A 16,794-nucleotide genomic window follows, 5' to 3' on the forward strand; every position below is an offset into this window, starting at 1 on the left:
GCGTACGGGCCACCGCCCGGCGGTGTGGTCAAAAACCGTTGCCGCCGCCGCCCGAGGGTGGATAGCGTGGCGGTACACGGGAAGGGAGGTGGTCCGAGCTTTGTATAGCAATGGGACTCGTGAGGTGGCTGTCCGCTAGCCGCTGTCCTTGACAGTTTCGGTGTCCGCCGTGAGGTGGGCAGCTTCAGAAGTCGTCGAGACCGTGTGGCAGCGGTGCGGCGAATCCACGACAGCCACCCGACCCCCGGGGCGCCGGCCTAGTCCAGTCGGCGCCCGCGTGACCCACGTCACGCGGGAACCCCGGGGGTCGACCATTTCCCCAGGAGTCCGGCGTGACCGTACGCGAGCTGACGGTGCTGGGCACGGCCAGTCAGGTGCCGACCCGGCACCGCAACCACAACGGCTACCTGCTGCGCTGGGACCGCGAGGTGATCCTCTTCGACCCGGGCGAGGGCACCCAGCGTCAGATGATGTTCGCCGGCGTCGCCGCCAGCGACCTGACCCGGATCTGTGTCACCCACTTCCACGGTGACCACTGCCTCGGGCTACCCGGCGTGATCCAGCGGCTCTCGCTCGACCGCGTACCGCACCCGGTCGAGGCGCACTATCCGGCCGGCGACGGCCACTACTTCGGCCGACTCCGCCAGGCCAGCTCCTTCTACGAGACCGCCGAACTGCGGGAACTCCCGGTGGACCGGGACGGCTGGAGTGTCGGGACCTCCGCCGGCAGGCTGGAGGCCCGCCGACTGAGACATCCGGTCGAGACGTACGGCTATCGGCTGGTCGAGCCGGACGAGCGCCGGATGCTGCCGGAGCGGCTGGCAGCGTACGGCATCCGGGGGCCGGCGGTCGGCGACCTGATCCGCCTCGGCCACCTCGACCTCGACGGACGCCGGGTGACGCTGGACGAGGTGAGCGCGCCGCGCCCGGGGCAGCGGTTCGCCTTCGTGATGGACACCGGGCTCTGCGACTCGGTCTTCGCGCTGGCCGAGCGGGCCGACCTGCTGGTGATCGAGTCGACGTTCCTCGAGGAGGACGTTGCGCTCGCCGCCGAGGTCGGTCACCTGACCGCCGCCCAGGCCGCCCGGGTGGCAGCCGAATCCGGCGTACGTCGACTCGTCCTCACCCACTTCTCCCAGCGGTACGGCCCGCCGGGGCCGGGTACGCCCGACCGTCCCTCGGCGATCGAGCGGTTCGCCGCCGAGGCGCGTACCCGGTTCGACGGTGACCTGGTCATCGCGGAGGACCTGGTCCGGGTGCCGGTGCCCGCCCGACGGACCGTCGCCGAGCCCCGGTCGGCGGCGCCCGACCAGCCGCCGTCGCCGGTCCCGGACCCGCCGCAGCGGCCTGGGTGATCGCGGCGTCACGTCACTACGATCGGATGATGATCACTCTCCGTCCGGCGGCCGCCCCGGATCTGCCGACCGTCGGCGCCCTGCACCAGTCCTCCCGGGCAGCGGCCTACCGGCACATCATCCCGGCTGACGCCCTCGCCTCGGTCTCCGCCGAGATGATGGGTCACTACTGGTCGGAACGCTGGGCGTACGAGCGGGACACCCACCTGCTGACGGTGGCCGAGCAGGACGGCCAGCTCGTCGGTTTCACCTATCTCGGCCCGCACGATCCGGAGGAACCCGCCTCGGCCGGTCCGGACGTCGGCGAGCTCTACGCGATCCACCTGGATCCGGCCGTTCAGGGGCGCGGGATCGGCCGGACCCTGATGGTCGACACGTTGGCGAAACTCCACGCCCGGGGCTGGTCCCGGGCGGTGCTCTGGGTGCTCGCCGACAACCTGCACGCCCGGGAGTTCTATCTCCGGGGCGGCTGGCGTCCCGACGGCGCCGAACGGGACGGCGACATCGGCGGGGTGCAGACCCCGCAGCTCCGGTACGCGCGCGACCTGCCCTGACGGCCGCCGGGGCGGCGGTAGCGCTTCGCCACGACGGGGGAGACCGGCCGGCTGTTCGCTGTCGGCGCAGCGGCGGGCGGCATCGACGGCCCTCGTCCGGGTGTTGTGCCCGCACATGAACACCGAACACCCCGACCCGGAGTCGGCCGCGCTCGACGCGTACTCCCGGGTGGTCACCACCGTCGCGGCCCGGGTGCTGCCGAGCGTCGCGGCCCTGTCGGTACGGACACCGCGCGGTGCCGGGGCCGGCTCGGCGGTGACCTTCACCGACGACGGCTTCCTGCTCACCAGCGCGCACGTGGTCCAGGGCGGCACCGGCGGATTCGCCACCTTCGGCGACGGCGCGGAGGCCCGGTTCGACGTGGTCGGCACCGACCCGCTCTCCGACCTGGCCGTACTCCGGGTCCGGGCCACCACCACCCGGCCCGTCGAACTCGGCGACGCCGACCCGCTGCGGATCGGCCAACTGGTCGTCGCGGTCGGCAACCCGATGGGGCTCGCCGGCTCGGTCACCGCCGGAGTGGTCTCCGGGCTGGGCCGGTCACTGCCGGCCCGGGACGGCCGGGTCGTCCGGCTGATCGAGGACGTGATCCAGACCGACGCCGCGCTCAACCCGGGCAACTCCGGTGGTGCGCTCGCCGACGCGGCCGGCCGGGTGGTCGGGATCAACACCGCCGTCGCCGGATACGGCCTCGGTTTGGCGGTGCCGCTCAACTCGACCACCCGGCAGATCATCGGCGAACTGGTCAGCAGTGGCCGGGTCCGGCGGGCCTGGCTGGGCGTCGCCGGGGTGCCCGTACCGCTGCCGAACGGCCAGAGCCTGCAGAAACTCATGCTCGGTCCGGCCATCGGCAGTCGACTGCCGGTGACCGTACTGCGCCGGGGCGCGTTTGTCGACGTGGTCGCCGTACCGGCCGAGTTGACCGAGCATCGTGGTTAGGAAGGGCCCTCCTGTCCCATCCTGTGCGGGAAGGGCCCTTCCTGACGACCACGGACAGCTCAGTGGGCGCCGAGGTGGGCGAGCAGGTCCTGCCGGGTGAGTACGCCCTTCGGCTTGCCGTCGACCAGCACCAGCGCGGCGTCGGTCTTCTCCAACAGCCCGACCGCCTCGCTGACCGGCTGCCCGCCACCGATCATCGGCAGCGGCGGCCCCATGTGCCGCTCGATGGTGTCGTGCAGGTGCGCCTGCCCGGTGAAGAGCGCGTCGAGCAGATCCCGCTCGGCGATCGAACCGGCCACCTCGCCGGTCACCACCGGCGGCTCGGCCTTGAGCACCGGGAGTTGGGAGACGGCGTACTCCCGCATGTAGTCGATCGCGTCCCGGACCGTCTCGGTCGGGTGGACGTGGATCAGCTCCGGGATGCCGCCCGGCTTGTTCGCGAGCGCGTCGGCCACGGTCGGTTCGGTGTCGCTGGTGGCCATGAAGCCGTACCGGGCCATCCAGCCGTCGTTGAAGATCTTTGACAGGTAGCCCCGGCCGCCGTCCGGCAGCAGCACCACGACCACGTCCTCCGGGCCGGCCCTGCGGGCCACCTCCAGCGCGGCGGCCACCGCCATCCCGCAGGAGCCGCCGACCAGCAGCCCCTCCTCGCGGGCGAGACGTCGGGTGAGATCGAACGACGCCTTGTCCGACACCTTGATGATCTCGTCGCAGATCTCCCGGTCGTACGTCTCCGGCCAGAAGTCCTCACCGACCCCCTCGACCAGGTACGGCCGACCGGTGCCGCCGGAGTAGACCGAGCCCTCCGGGTCGGCGCCGATGATCCGTACCGCCCCGCCGGACGCCTCCCTGAGGTAGCGGCCGGTGCCGGAGATGGTCCCGCCGGTGCCCACCCCGGCAACGAAGTGCGTGATCTTGCCGCCGGTCTGGTCCCAGACCTCCGGGCCGGTCGTCTCGTAGTGCGAGCGCGGGTTGGCCGGGTTGGCGTACTGGTTCGGCTTCCAGGCACCGGGGATCTCCCGGGTCAGCCGGTCCGAGACGTTGTAGTACGAGCGCGGGTCCTCCGGGGCCACCGCCGTCGGGCAGACGACCACCTCGGCGCCGTACGCCCGCAGCACGTTCTGCTTGTCCTCGCTGACCTTGTCCGGGCAGACGAAGACGCACTTGTAACCGCGCATCTGGGCCACCAGGGCCAGTCCGACGCCGGTGTTCCCGCTGGTCGGCTCGACGATCGTGCCGCCGGGCCGGAGCAGGCCGGCGGCCTCCGCCTCCTCGACCATCCGCAGCGCGATCCGGTCCTTCACCGAACCGCCCGGGTTGAAGTACTCCACCTTGGCGAGCACGGTGGCGGCGATCCCCTCGGTCACCCGGCGGAGCCGGATCAGGGGTGTGTCGCCGATCAGCTCGATGACGTTGTCGTAGTAGCGCACCTCGTCGTGCCCTTCCCGCTGCTCGCCCGCCGGACCGCACAGGCCGGGGCACGGTCGGTGCGGGTGGCGTGCGCGGTCGGGTGACGGATTATGGCTGTTGGCTGGCTGGTGTGGCTCGTGTGGCGGGCCGGCTGTCGGCCACGGTGCCGGCGTGACCGTCGGCCCGGCGAACCGTCGGCCCGGCGAACCGTCGGCCGCGGCCGGCCTGGTTGCCGGTCGCGTACCGCCGCGGTCCAGCCTACGTGCCGTCAGCCGACCACGTGGCCGGGGACCACGCTCTCCCGCCGGGCCTCCCAGACCAGGAAGCGCTCGGTCTCGGCGAGCACCGCCCCGGCGAGCCAGGTCACCAGCAGCGCGTCGTCGGCGAGGCCGAAGAGCAGCATCATCAGTTCCGGCATGGCGTCGATCGGCGAAACCACGTACGCGGTGGCGGCGGTCATCATCGCCAGCCGCAGGCCGCCGTCGTACTCGCCGCGCAGGGTGGCCCGGACCATCCGGGGCAGGGCGCCGAGCCGGCGCCCCAGCGACGGCCCGCCCCGGGAGCCGGCGGACAGCGCGTGGAACAGTGCCTTGAAGGCCGCGGTGCGCCTGAGTGTCTTCGCCATGTCGGTGCCCTCCTCGTCGCCTGGATTCATGATGCATCCGTCCGCAACAGGTCGCTCGTTGCGACCGTCCCCGCTCCCCCGGGCCGCAGGTCGCCGGGCGCGGCGGCAGCATGACCTGGGCTGACCACGACGGAGCGCGGGTTACCCGGCGAGAGGCGTAACGCCGACAGCGCCGGAGCAGGTAACCGAGATAGTCTCGAAGGTCGCGGGGTACGGCGCGACAGGCGGGGGGCCTTGATGAGTCCGGCAGGATCAGTGCAGGCGAAACGGTCGCCGTGGCAGCTCGCCCGGCAGGTGGCCACGGCCACGGCCGTCGGCGTGGGGGTGACCGCGGTGGGCACCGCCGCGACGACCGGCCTGCTGGTCGCCCAGGCCCGGCAGGCCCGCCGGGTGATTCCGATGGCCGAGGCACCGCCCCCACGTGGCGACGGGATCTATGGCGCCAAGTTCCCCGGCGAACCGATCACCATGGTGGTGCTGGGTGACTCGTCGGCCGCCGGCTACGGGGTGCACCGTCCCCGGGAGACGCCCGGGGCACTGCTCGCCACGGGCACGTCGCGCCGACTGCGCCGGCCGGTCCGGCTCCACCGGTACGCCGTGGTCGGCTGCCTCTCCGCCGGGTTGCGCCCGCAGGTCGACGCGGCGCTGGAACGGAACCCCGACGTGGCGGTGATCCTGATCGGTGGCAACGACGTGACGAACCGTACGCCGCCCGCGGTGGCGGTCCGGTTTCTCGTCGACGCGGTCCACCGGCTGCGCGCCGCCGGCGCGGAGGTGGTGGTCGGCACCTGTCCCGACCTCGGCGCGATCCAGCCGATCAAGCCGCCGCTGCGCTGGCTGGCCCGACGGTGGAGCCGTCAGCTCGCCGCCGCGCAGACCGTCGCGGTGGTCGAGGCGGGTGGCTGGACGGTCTCCCTCGGGGACCTGCTCGGCCCCAGGTTCGCCGCCGAGCCGACCCGGATGTTCGCCTGGGACCACTTCCACCCGTCGGCCGAGGGCTACGCGATCGCCGCGGCGGCGATACTGCCGACCGTACTGGCGGCGCTCGGGGTCGGGCCGGAGCGGCGGGCGGCGCAGGTCGGCGATCACGGCGTACGGTCTCTTCCGAAGGCGGCCCACGAGGCGGCCCGGCACGCCGGCACGGAGGTACGTGGCGTCCGGGTCGGTGGTCGTGACCACGGCCCCGGCGGACGGTGGGCGCAACTGCGTCGCCGGGGACACTGGTTCGGGCATCCGCGTGGCGCGGCCGTGGCGGCCGGTCCGGCGGCGGAATCAGTGGCACCGGACCCGACGGCGGCTACCGTGACGCTGGAGACGACGACGGAAACGGCGGTACCGGGCACGGCGGCGGATTCGGCGACGACACCGGCGCCCGGCGGTACGCCGCTGCGGGACGGGACGGCAACGGTGAACGGGACGACATCGCGGGACGGAGCAACCGCGCGGGACGCCACAGCGGCGTCCACAGTAGAGGAACTGGCATGACGGGGCGGGAGGCGTTCGGGCCGACCCCGGCCGGACCGACGATGACCGGTCGGCTCGTCCGCGGTGCCGCCGCCACGCTGATCGCCGGTACGGCCGGCGGGCTCGCGCTGCTGGTCGGCGAGGCCTTCCTGGCCCGCACCCGGCGGTACGCCCAGCCGGAACTGGGCCTGGCCCTGCGCTCCACGGTCGGTCGTACCGGGGCGCCGCCGCTGCGGTTGGTGCTGCTCGGCGACTCGGCGGCGCTCGGGGTCGGGGTGGAACGGGCCGAGGACACGGTGGGCGGTCAACTCGCCCGGCTGGTCTCCGAGGGCGCCGCGCCGAACGGTGGCCCGGAGCGGCAGGTGTGGCTCTCCAGCGTCGGTGTCTCCGGCTCCCGCTCCACCGACCTGGCCACCCAGGTCGCCCGGGCGTTGCTGGGCGAACGTCCGGACGTGGCGGTGATCCTGGTCGGCGCCAACGACGCGACCTCACTGCGCCGTCCGGGCGAGGCGGCGGCCCACCTCGGCGCGGCGGTACGCCGCCTGCGTACGGCCGGGGTGCGGGTGGTCGTCGGCACCTGTCCCGACCTCGGCGCGGTCCGGGCCATCGCACCGCCGTTGCGTCAGCTCGTCGGCTGGTTCGGACGGCGGACCGCGCGGGCCCAGGCGGTCGCGGTCGTCGAGGCCGGCGGCACGGTGGTGGACCTGGCCGCCGAGACCGGTGCGGTGTTCCGGGCCGATCCGGGCACGCTGTGCCACGACGGCTACCACCCGTCGGCCGACGGATACCGCGTCTGGGCGCATGCTCTGCTGCCGGCGGTGGCCCGGGCGGCCGCCGGCACCCGCCAGCGGTAACGCCCGTACGCCGTCCGGTATCTCCCGGTCATCGGCCGGTCGGTGAGCCGATGCGGTCGTACAGGGATTCACCGCGCCCGAGGGCGACCGACGGGGCGGGTGAGGTTAACGTTGCCTCATGTCGACCGCGTCCCCCCGCGAAGCAGTCATCGTCGCCACCGCCCGCTCACCGATCGGCCGGGCCCACAAGGGCTCCCTACGGGAGGTACGCCCCGACGACCTCGCCGCCACCATCGTCCGAGCCGCCCTGGACAAGGTGCCGCAACTCGACCCGAACGAGATCGACGATCTCTACCTCGGCTGTGGCCTGCCCGGCGGTGAGCAGGGCTTCAACCTGGCCCGGGTGGTGACCACCCTGCTCGGGCTGGACACCGTGCCCGGCGCCACCCTCACCCGCTACTGCGCCTCCTCGCTGCAGACCACCCGGATGGCGTTGCACGCGATCCGGGCCGGCGAGGGCGACGTCTTCGTCTCTGCCGGCGTGGAATGCGTCTCCCGGTACGCCCGCGGCAACTCCGACGGCCTGCCCCCGGAGGCGCAGGCGCTGGTCGGCGGCGGCTGGCAGAACCCCCGGTTCGACGCGGCGCGGGCCCGGTCCGCCGCCCGGGCCGAGGGCGGTGCCGCCACCTGGCAGGATCCGCGACTCGACGGCGAACTGCCGGACATCTACCTCGCGATGGGGCAGACCGCGGAGAACCTGGCCCAGGTGTACGACGTCAGCCGGGCCGAGATGGACGAGTTCGGCGTACGCAGCCAGAACCTCGCGGAGAAGGCGATCGCCGACGGCTTCTGGGCCCGGGAGATCACCCCGGTGACCACGCCGGACGGCACCGTGGTCGGCACCGACGACGGCCCCCGCGCCGGGGTGACCCTGGACGGGGTGGCCGGGCTCAAGCCGGTGTTCCGCCCCGACGGCCGGATCACCGCCGGAAACTGCTGCCCGCTCAACGACGGTGCCGCCGCGGTGGTGGTGATGAGCGCCGAACGGGCCCGGGACCTGGGCATCACCCCGCTGGCCCGGATCGTCTCCACCGGGGTCACCGGGCTGTCGCCGGAGATCATGGGACTCGGTCCGGTGGAGGCTTCCCGGCAGGCGCTGCGCCGGGCGGGCATGACCATCGACGACGTCGACCTGGTGGAGATCAACGAGGCGTTCGCGGCGCAGGTGATCCCGTCGTACCAGCAGTTGGGCATCCCGCTGGAGAAGCTCAACGTGATGGGCGGCGCGATCGCGGTCGGTCATCCGTTCGGGATGACCGGGGCGCGGACCACCGGGACGCTGCTGAACGCGTTGGCCTGGCACGACCGGACCGTCGGCCTGGAGACCATGTGTGTCGGTGGTGGCCAGGGCATGGCGATGGTCCTCGAACGGCTCAGCTGACCGGTTGCCCGCCGGTGGCCGGGCCAGGGGCCACCGGCGGCGACGGTCAGAGAGTCTGCCGGGTGGTCGCCAGCTCGGCGGCGGCCTCGGTCAGCACCGCCGGCGGCGGAGCCGCCAGCGCCAGGTCGGTCGCCACCACCCGGAGCTGGTCCGGCAGGGCCAGGTCGTTGTCGAGCCGGGGTACGCCCCGCCGTGGCTGCCCCTCCGCGTCCGCCGCGAGGTCGGCCAGCCGCTGGACAAGCTGGTGCAGCAGATCCGAACGGCGTGCCCCACCGGAGCCGGCCGGTGCCGTCCAGCGAGGTGCCGTCCAGTGGCCGACCTGGTTCACCAGCAGATCCACCTGTCGGCCGAACGACTCGACGGCCGAAGGTCGCCCGGCGGCCGGCCCGGTCGACGCGTCGGCGTCCGGGCCCGGTCCGGTGGTGTGCTGCGGGACCGGCGGGTCGGCCGGCCGGTCGGGTTCGGCGGGGGTCATCGCGGCTGAGTCTACGGCCCTGACCAGGTCTTCAGTGCCCGGCGGGGGGCCGAGCCGCCGGACCGGCGTCGTCCGGCCGTCAGCGGCGGACGTAGCCGAGCAGCCGGAGGATCTGCCAGTAGAGGAAGATCAGGCCGACCAGCAGGCCGAAGGCGCAGTACCAGGCGTACCGGGCCGGCAGGCCGGCGCGCACACTCCGCTCGACCAGGGCGAAGTCGAGGATGAAGGTCAGCGCCCCGACGGTGATGCAGACCAGCGCGAAGACGTACGGCAGCCAACCGACCATGCTGGTGGTGCTGTAGACCTCCAGGGCCTGGCGGCCGGCGGTCAGGTAGACCACGAGGTTGACCAGGCTCAACGCCACCACGCCGATAAGCGCGCCCACCACCAGCCGGGTGAACCGTGGGGTGGCCCGGAGCACCCGCAGGCCGTAGAGCAGCGCCATGCCGAGGAACACTCCGAAGGTGCCGACCACGGCCTGCACCACGATGCCGGGGTAGACCGCCTCGAAGCCACGGCTGGCGACGCCGAGCAGGACACCCTGCAGGACGGCGTATCCGATGATCACGACCGGGTTGGTGATCCGCCGGATCGAGATGACCAGCGCCAGTACCAGGCCGGCGAGGGCCGAACCGAGGGTGGCCAGCCCGGCCCGGTTGCCCGGGACCATGGTCCAGGCGAGCGCGCCGACGGCCCCGGTCAGGACCAGCAGTACGGCGGTACGGATCACCACGTCGTCGACGGTCATGATCCGGTCTGCGCCGATGTCGAGGGCCCGACGCCGCACCCGGTCCGGATCGCCCAGTCGGGTGAGCACCGGGTTCGAACTCTGCACGCCCCAGGCTAACAAAATGGATATTTCGGAATAGCCACTCCCGTCAGTTGGCGCCACAACGGGCGACGCCCGCCCCCGGGTCCGGGGGCGGGCGTCGAGACGTACTCGGGCGGCCGGGGCCGCGGGGCTGCGGTCAGTCGTCGCCCTGGAAGTAGCTGAGCAACCGCAGGATCTCGATGTAGAGCCAGACCAGGCTGACCAGGATGCCGAACGCGGCGGTCCAGGAGTAGCGCTGCGGCAGACCCATCCGGACGCCCTCCTCGACCTCGTGGAAGCTGAGGACGAAGCTGAGCGAGGCGATCACGATGCAGACCAGGCTGAACCCGATCGCCACCGGGCCACCACTGCGGATCCCGGTGTCGATGTCGGTGGTCAGCGCGAGCACAAAGTTGATCAGCATGACCGCGAAGACCCCGACCATCGCCGCGATCAGGCCACGGACGAACTTCGGCGTCGCCCGGATGACCTTGAGCTTGTAGAGCCCGGCCATCAGGAAGAAGATCCCGAACGTCGCGATCACGGCCTGCAGGACGATGCCCTGGTAGCCCATGATGTCGTTGAAGAACTTGCTGACCATGCCGACGAAGACGCCCTCGATGACGGCGTAGGTGATCACGAGGGCGGGATTCGCCACCCGCATGAACGAGATCACCAGGCCGAGCACGAGACCGACGATCGCGGCACCGATCCAGGCCGCTCCGACGAACGCGTCCGGCACCAGCACCCAGGCGGCCGCGGCGGAGAGCCCGGTGATGCCGAGCAGGGTCACGGTCTTGACGACAACGTCGTCGATGGACATCGGCTGTACGGTGGGCGGCGCGGCCGGATAGCCCGCCGCGGTCGGGTACGGCTGCCCGTATGCGCCGGCCGGGGCGTACCCGGCGGCCCGCTCCCGCTCGGCCGCCTGACCGAGTCGGGCCAGCACCGGGTTGGACGTCTTCACTTTGTCAAGCCTCCTGGAAGGTCGGTGCACGATGAGGCGTGCCCTGTCCAGGGTAATGGTCGGTGACAATGTTGTGGAGATCCACGTCACTTCGTACTCGACAGGGCGGCCGTGGTCGGCGGGTGAAGATGGTGCCCGGGGCGGGGCTCGAACCCGCACGCCTTGCGGCAGCCGCTTTTAAGGCGGCCGTGTCTGCCGTTCCACCACCCGGGCAGGGTGCACCGGAGCCGTCGCGCCCCGGTGCCTGCCACGGTAGCGAATCGACACCCACCGGGCGCGCCCCGTTGCCGGATCCGCACTAGGGTCATCGTCGTGACCAGCACAGCCCATGCGGCGCAGGGCGCCGAATCCGGCCCGGCCACGACCGACACCGACTCCGGGCAGCCCCGCGTCCGCGGGGAACGCTGGGCCGGCGGGCTCCGCCGCCACCGCGTCGACCTGGGCATCCTCCTGCTCTTCGTGGTGCTCGCGGCCTGGCTCACCCAGGGGATGTGGCCGAGCCCGGACGCCCGGGTGCTCGCCCTCAACCCCGAGGACCAGGCCCTCTACGAATGGTTCCTGGCCGCCGACGCCCGCGTCCTGCACGGCGACTTCAGCCTGCTGAGCGACCGGCTCAACGCCCCCGACGGGGTCAACATGATGGCCAACACCACGGTCATCGCGCTCGGCGTGCTCTTCTCCCCGGTCACCCTCGCCTTCGGCGCCCCGGTCACCTTCGCGCTACTGGCCGCCCTCAACCTGGCCGGCACCGCCGCCGCCTGGTACCTGCTCTTCACCCGGACGCTGCGGGTACGCCGGCTCGCCGCCGCCCTGGCCGGCGGACTCTGCGGCTTCGGGCCGGGCATGCTCTCCCAGACCAACAGCCATCTGCACATGACCGCGCAGTGGCTGGTCCCGGTACTGATCTGGCTGGTCGTCCGGCTGGTCCGGGCAGCCGATCCGCAGGCCCGCCCGGATCGGCCCGGCGTCGACCGGCGGGGCGTCGTGACGTCCGCGGTGGGCCTCGCCGTCGTCGTCGCCGTGCAGGTCTTCATCGGCGAGGAAGTGCTCTTCCTGACCGCCGTCGCGATGGTGATCCTCAGCCTGGTGTACGCTGCCGCGAACCCGTCACTGGCCCGCCGGGTGGCCCCCGGCTTCCTCGCCGGCATGCTGCTCGCGGTCGTGGTCGCCGGGGCGCTGCTGGCGTACCCGCTCTGGTTCCAGTTCGCCGGGCCGCAGAGCGTCCCCAACGGGATGTTCAGCCCGCACTACTTCTCCGCCGACCTGGCGAGTTGGCCGGCGATCTCGCCACTGTCGCTCGCCGGCGCCGACCAGGCCGCCCGGCTGACCACCGGACCGGCCGAGTACAACACCTTCCTCGGCTGGCCGCTCCTGGTCGCCGCCGTCTGCGCCAGCATCTGGCTGATCCGGCGACCGGTTGTCATCGCCGCCGCGCTCACCGGGCTCGCCATGGTGGCCCTGTCACTCGGCCCGACCATCGTGGTCAACCGGGAGGCGACCGAGCTCAGCGGCCCGTACGCGCTGCTGCTGGGCGTACCGGTGGTGGACGGGGCGCTGCCGATGCGGTTCGCCCTGGCCCTGCTGCCGTTGATCGCCACGGTGCTGGCCCTCGCGGTCGACCGGGCGCTCGCCGCCGAGCAGCGGATGGTCCGGATCCTGCTGCCGGTGTCGGCGATGATCGCCCTGGTGCCGATCTTCCCGACCCCGCTGCCGGTCTCATCCCGGCCGGAGGTGCCGCAGTTCTTCACCGCCGGGCACTGGCGGGACTGTGTCGAACCGGGCGGGGTGCTCGTCCCGGTGCCGCTGGCAACGCCACAGGAGCCCTGGCCGATGCGCTGGGCGGTCGCCGCCGACGCCTCGTTCGCCCTGCCGGAGGGCTTTTTCATCGGGCCGTACGCGGCCGGCGGCCGGGCCTCGATGGGCACCTACAAGCAGCCGACCTCACAACTGTTGACCGAGGTGGTGAAGACCGGCGCGGTGCCGGCGATCGGCGACGCCGAACGTCAGCAGGCGCAGCAGGACATCCGGTTCTGGAACGCCTCCTGCGTGGTGCTCGGTGACGACGCCCCGCACGCGGAGAGCCTGCGGACGACCCTGGAGGGCCTGCTCGGGCCGGCGACCCGGTCCGTCGACGTCTGGACCTGGCGGGTCGGCTGACCCACCGGGAGGCCGGGCAACTCGGTCGGCTGTCGACAGGCCTGGCGCTGGAGGCGGCCGGCAACCGGAGACGGACGGACGTGCCCGGCTGGGGACGTACCTGGCGGCGGATCGGCTGGGGGCCGGGTGACCCGCGACGGGCTCAAGCCAGACCGCCCAGAGCGGGTCACCCGGCCCCCAGCCCCACACAGCGACCAGGCGGGACACCCGGCCCCAGCCTGACCCCGTACAGAATCAGCGCGCGGCCGTCGTCCGAGCCGGCGGCGTCGCCGAGCTCGCCTCGACGAACTCCTCGCGCGGGTCGTGCAGCTGACCGAGCGCGACCACCTCGCGACGGAGGAAGAAGGCGAGGGTCCAGTCCGCCACCACCCGTACCTTGCGGTTGAAGGACGGGATCCGGCTCATGTGGTACGTCCGGTGCATGACCCAGGCGGGGAAGCCCTTGATCTTGATGCCGTAGACCTGGGCGACACCCTTGTGCAGGCCGAGACTCGCCACGCTGCCCGCGTGCTTGTGCTTGTAGTCGACCGGGTTCCGGCCCCGGATCACGGCCTTGATGTTGTCGGCCATCCGGGACGCCTGCCGTACCGCGTGCTGGGCACTCGGCGAGCAGTAGTTGCCCGGCGCCTTGGTCAGGTCCGGCACCGCGGCGCAGTCCCCGGCGCTCCAGGCCCCCTCGACGACCTTGCCGTCCGCGACCACCTGCAGGGTCGGCGAACAGGTGACCCGCCCCCGCTCGTCGCGCGGCAGGTCCGTCCGGTCGAGCATCGGCGACGGCTTCACCCCGGCGGTCCAGACGATGGTGTCGGCCGGGAAGCTGTCGCCGTCGGAGAGCCGGACCAGGCCGTCGACGCAGGACTCCAGCCGGGTGTCCAGCCGGATGTCCATCTTCCGCTTGAGCAGCTGGGCGACGGTGTACGCGCCCATGTCCCGGTCCACCTCGGGCAGCACCCGCAGGGTCGCCTCCACCAGCACCCAGCGCATGTCGTCGGCCTTGAGCTCCGGGTAGTACTTCAGCGCGTCCCGGGCCATGTCCTCCATCTCGGCGAGTGCCTCGATGCCGGCGTACCCGCCGCCGACGAAAACGAAGGTCAGCGCGCGCCGCCGGGTCTCCGGGTCGGTGGTGGCGGCCGCCACGTCGAGCCGGTCCAGCACGTGGTTACGCAGGTAGATGGCCTCGCCGATGGTCTTGAACCCGATGCCGTGTTCCCGCAGCCCGGGGATCGGCAGGGTACGGGAGACCGAGCCGGGGGCGACGATGACGTGGTCGTACCGGATCTCCCGGGCCGGGCCGATGATCGGCTGCACGGTGGCGGTCCTGCGGGCGTGCTCGATCCGGGTGACCGTACCCGCGACGACCGTGCACTTGCGCAGTTCGCGGCGCAGTGGCACCACGGAGTGCCGGGGTGAGATGTTGCCGGCCGCCGCCTCGGGCAGGAACGGCTGGTAGGTCATGTGCGGCTGCGGGTCGACCAGGATGACCTCGGCCTCCCACGACCGGAGCTTCTTCGACAGGCGCAGGGCCGCGTACAGCCCGACGTGACCGGCACCCACCACAAGGATCCGCTGCGGATTCACGCCCCCCATCCTTCCCCCACCGGCCCGGACCCGCCCGCCAGATGGGGCCCTTTGTGACTGAGGACAACAAGGTGACGCTCATTACGCCCATCGGAAAAGCTTGATCAAATCACCCCGGCGACCTGCCGGGGAGCGTCAGCGGCGGCGGAGCAGCCAGCCGAGCAGCCCGGCGGCCAGCACCGCGACCGCGAGGCCGCCGACCAGTGCGACAACCAGGCTCCGGTCGCCCCACCGCCCGTCGAGGGTGAGCAGCGGCACCGCGAGCACCGCCGAGGCGAGGGCGACCCCGAGCGCCCGGGAGATCCACCGGGCCAACACCTCCGGGGCCAACACCGCGTCGTACGACAGCAGGGCGGCCAGCGCCGCCAGGCTGTGGGTCAGGTAGAGGAAGGTGGCCAGCCCGAGCAGCCGCCACAACTCGACCCGCTGGTCGTACCAGCCGGTGCCGACGACCCAGCCGGCCACCGCCACCAGGATCACCACCGTCGGCCAGGCCCGGTTCGGCGCGACCGCCGGGAACGCCGCCAGCACCGCCAGCAGCAGGAGCACCCGAGGGCTGAACATCTCGTCGGGGTACGCCAGCACCAGCGCCAGCAGCGCGCAGAGCAGCACACCACCCCGGACCAGCAGCGGGGTGAGCGTCACCCGGCCGACCGCCGTGTAGAACGCCCTGATCCGGCTCAGCACCGTACGCCTCCGTCCACCGTCACGCCCCGATCCACCGCCGGTTCACCGCAGCGCGGGTCGGGGCGCGGAGGCGAGCCGGGCCACATCCCGCAGCACCAGGTCCAGACTGCCCGCACCGGCCCAGGTGACCACCGGCACCCCGTGCTCGCGGAGCTGTCCGACGGTGTTCTCCCGCTCCAGCCGCCACAGCCGGTACGCGACCTCGCTCCACTGCCCCCGGGACGGCGGGGTCACCGAGGCCGGCAGGGTGTCGACGGCCACCACGAACCGGCCGGACCGGGCCAACCGGGCCAGCATCGCCGCCGACCGGGGGTCGACCAGCGGGGTGAGCACCACCACCAGCGCGTTGGAGGAGAGCAGGTGCGGGCCGAACATCTGCTCGTACGGCTCGTACGGCGCGTCGGAGACCTGGACGTCGAGCAGCCACTCCAGCACGGTCAGGTACTGGCGGCGGCCGGTGGCCGGACGCAGCCGGCGGGCGCTCGGCCCGTACTCCAGCAGGGAGACCCGGTCGCCCCGGTGCAGGTAGTGTTCGGCGATCGCGGCGGCGGACCGGACGCAGGTGTCGAGGACCGAGGTGGTGCCCCGGATCCCCCCGGAGCGTCCCGCCTCGGCCAGCACGTCGAGCAGCAGCACCACCTCGGCGTCCCGGTCCGACAGCATCGCGGCGACGTGCAGTTGCCGGGCCCGCAGCGAGACCCGCCAGTCGATCCGGCGCAGCCGGTCACCCGGGCCGAAGATCCGTACCCCGGCCAGCTCGCCGCCCTCGCCCGGCCGCCGGGACCGGTGACCGCCGACCAGTCCGGCGGCCCGGGGCATCGCCTCGTCGGCGTCGAACGGTTCGGTGACCGGATAGACCGCGAGGGTCCGCGGTTCGCTGACCACGGGCCGGCTGATCAGCAGCCCGTCGCAGGCGGCGGCCCGGGCCGCGGCCGGCCCGAGCGGGTGCCGTCCCCAGCGCAGCGACTCGCCGGTCAGGCCCAGGTCGGCGACGGTGCCGGCCGGCACGGTGAACCCGTACGGGCGGTCGGTCGCGTCCCGTCGTCGGCCGGGACCAGCGGCACCGGCCCGCTCGGCGGCCCCCGCCACGGCCCCGGGGCCGGTACGACCGGCCGGGTCCGGGCTGCCGTTGGCCGCCGGGGTCTCGTCCACGCCGAAGCTGACCCGCTCGACGTGCAGCCAGCGGGACACCATGGTGCGGGCCATCACCAGGTCGTAGCCGACCTCGTCCCGGTTGGTGACGCTGATCGCGGCGGCCAGCGCACCGCCCTCCACCAGGTTCGTGTCGTCGGCGTCGAGGGTGATCTCCGGCGGCCCGGTCGGCCGACGCCGCAGCGCGTACGCGGTGCCGAGCGCGAACGGCACGGCCAGGACGACCAGGTCGACCCGGCCGAGCAGGGCCCCGGCGACCAGCAGCAGACCGGTGAGCAGCACCGCCCGGCCGAGCGCCCGGGTCGGTGTCCAGTCCGGGCCGGCCGGCTGTTCCACCCGGACCGGGGCGGACCGGCGCTGCCCGGGCACCGCCGGGCGCAGCAT

13 protein-coding genes, 1 tRNA gene and 2 pseudogenes are annotated in these 16,794 nt (G+C 72.9%); 7 read left to right on the plus strand and 9 right to left on the minus strand.

What is annotated here, in order from left to right:
• Positions 1-332: 332 nt before the first annotated feature.
• From ABGB05_RS01455 to ABGB05_RS01465, 3 genes and pseudogenes are all read left to right on the plus strand, one after another.
• Positions 333-1,277: pseudogene (locus ABGB05_RS01455) on the plus strand (ribonuclease Z); the annotation flags it as partial.
• Positions 1,278-1,384: 107 nt separating this feature from the next.
• Complete coding sequence (locus ABGB05_RS01460; RefSeq protein WP_347651245.1) at positions 1,385-1,909, plus strand: GNAT family N-acetyltransferase; 525 nt, start codon at positions 1,385-1,387, stop codon at positions 1,907-1,909.
• Between the two features lie 115 nt (positions 1,910-2,024).
• The gene (locus ABGB05_RS01465; RefSeq protein WP_347651246.1) at positions 2,025-2,849 is read left to right on the plus strand and encodes a trypsin-like peptidase domain-containing protein; all 825 of its coding nucleotides are present in this window, start codon (positions 2,025-2,027) and stop codon (positions 2,847-2,849) included.
• 59 nt (positions 2,850-2,908) lie between these two features.
• On the opposite strand, the gene ABGB05_RS01470 is transcribed toward ABGB05_RS01465, so the two are convergent.
• A complete protein-coding gene (locus ABGB05_RS01470) occupies positions 2,909-4,279 on the minus strand; it encodes a cystathionine beta-synthase (RefSeq protein WP_347651247.1) in 1,371 nt (456 codons plus the stop codon).
• A gap of 248 nt (positions 4,280-4,527) precedes the next feature.
• The gene (locus ABGB05_RS01475; RefSeq protein WP_347651248.1) at positions 4,528-4,884 is read right to left on the minus strand and encodes a YkvA family protein; all 357 of its coding nucleotides are present in this window, start codon (positions 4,882-4,884) and stop codon (positions 4,528-4,530) included.
• A gap of 237 nt (positions 4,885-5,121) precedes the next feature.
• Between ABGB05_RS01475 and ABGB05_RS01480 the strand changes: the two are divergent.
• From ABGB05_RS01480 to ABGB05_RS01490, 3 genes and pseudogenes are all read left to right on the plus strand, one after another.
• Positions 5,122-6,099: pseudogene (locus ABGB05_RS01480) on the plus strand (SGNH/GDSL hydrolase family protein); the annotation flags it as partial.
• A 311-nt stretch (positions 6,100-6,410) separates the two neighbouring features.
• A complete protein-coding gene (locus ABGB05_RS01485; RefSeq protein WP_347651347.1) occupies positions 6,411-7,202 on the plus strand; it encodes an SGNH/GDSL hydrolase family protein in 792 nt (263 codons plus the stop codon).
• Positions 7,203-7,320: 118 nt separating this feature from the next.
• The gene (locus tag ABGB05_RS01490) at positions 7,321-8,583 is read left to right on the plus strand and encodes an acetyl-CoA C-acetyltransferase (RefSeq protein WP_347651249.1); all 1,263 of its coding nucleotides are present in this window, start codon (positions 7,321-7,323) and stop codon (positions 8,581-8,583) included.
• A 46-nt stretch (positions 8,584-8,629) separates the two neighbouring features.
• Here the strand turns inward: ABGB05_RS01490 and ABGB05_RS01495 are convergent, their stop codons facing one another.
• From ABGB05_RS01495 to ABGB05_RS01510, 4 genes are all read right to left on the minus strand, one after another.
• Positions 8,630-8,923 (minus strand): hypothetical protein, encoded by a 294-nt coding sequence (locus ABGB05_RS01495; RefSeq protein WP_347651348.1) that lies wholly within the window; start codon positions 8,921-8,923, stop codon positions 8,630-8,632.
• A 214-nt stretch (positions 8,924-9,137) separates the two neighbouring features.
• Complete coding sequence (locus ABGB05_RS01500) at positions 9,138-9,893, minus strand: Bax inhibitor-1/YccA family protein (RefSeq protein WP_347651250.1); 756 nt, start codon at positions 9,891-9,893, stop codon at positions 9,138-9,140.
• A 133-nt stretch (positions 9,894-10,026) separates the two neighbouring features.
• Entirely contained in the window at positions 10,027-10,836 is an 810-nt protein-coding gene (locus tag ABGB05_RS01505; RefSeq protein WP_347651251.1) for a Bax inhibitor-1/YccA family protein, read from the minus strand.
• A 129-nt stretch (positions 10,837-10,965) separates the two neighbouring features.
• Positions 10,966-11,049, minus strand: a tRNA-Leu gene (locus ABGB05_RS01510).
• Between the two features lie 99 nt (positions 11,050-11,148).
• On the opposite strand from ABGB05_RS01510, the gene ABGB05_RS01515 reads away from it, so the two are divergent.
• Positions 11,149-12,993 carry a hypothetical protein gene (locus ABGB05_RS01515; protein ID WP_347651252.1) on the plus strand — a complete coding sequence of 615 codons (1,845 nt, stop codon included), beginning with the start codon at positions 11,149-11,151 and terminating at the stop codon, positions 12,991-12,993.
• Positions 12,994-13,227: 234 nt separating this feature from the next.
• Here ABGB05_RS01515 and ABGB05_RS01520 read toward each other — a convergent pair whose 3' ends face one another.
• The 3 genes from ABGB05_RS01520 to ABGB05_RS01530 all read right to left on the minus strand — a co-directional run bounded on the left by ABGB05_RS01520 (position 13,228) and on the right by ABGB05_RS01530 (position 16,794).
• Complete coding sequence (locus tag ABGB05_RS01520; RefSeq protein WP_347651254.1) at positions 13,228-14,571, minus strand: NAD(P)/FAD-dependent oxidoreductase; 1,344 nt, start codon at positions 14,569-14,571, stop codon at positions 13,228-13,230.
• A 135-nt stretch (positions 14,572-14,706) separates the two neighbouring features.
• On the minus strand, positions 14,707-15,258 hold the full coding sequence (locus tag ABGB05_RS01525) for a hypothetical protein (protein ID WP_347651255.1): 552 nt from the start codon (positions 15,256-15,258) through the stop codon (positions 14,707-14,709).
• Between the two features lie 42 nt (positions 15,259-15,300).
• On the minus strand, positions 15,301-16,794 hold the full coding sequence (locus ABGB05_RS01530; RefSeq protein WP_347651349.1) for a DUF58 domain-containing protein: 1,494 nt from the start codon (positions 16,792-16,794) through the stop codon (positions 15,301-15,303).

It is taken from the genome of Plantactinospora sp. B5E13 (assembly GCF_039871775.1).
Classification (GTDB): Bacteria; Actinomycetota; Actinomycetes; order Mycobacteriales; family Micromonosporaceae; genus Plantactinospora.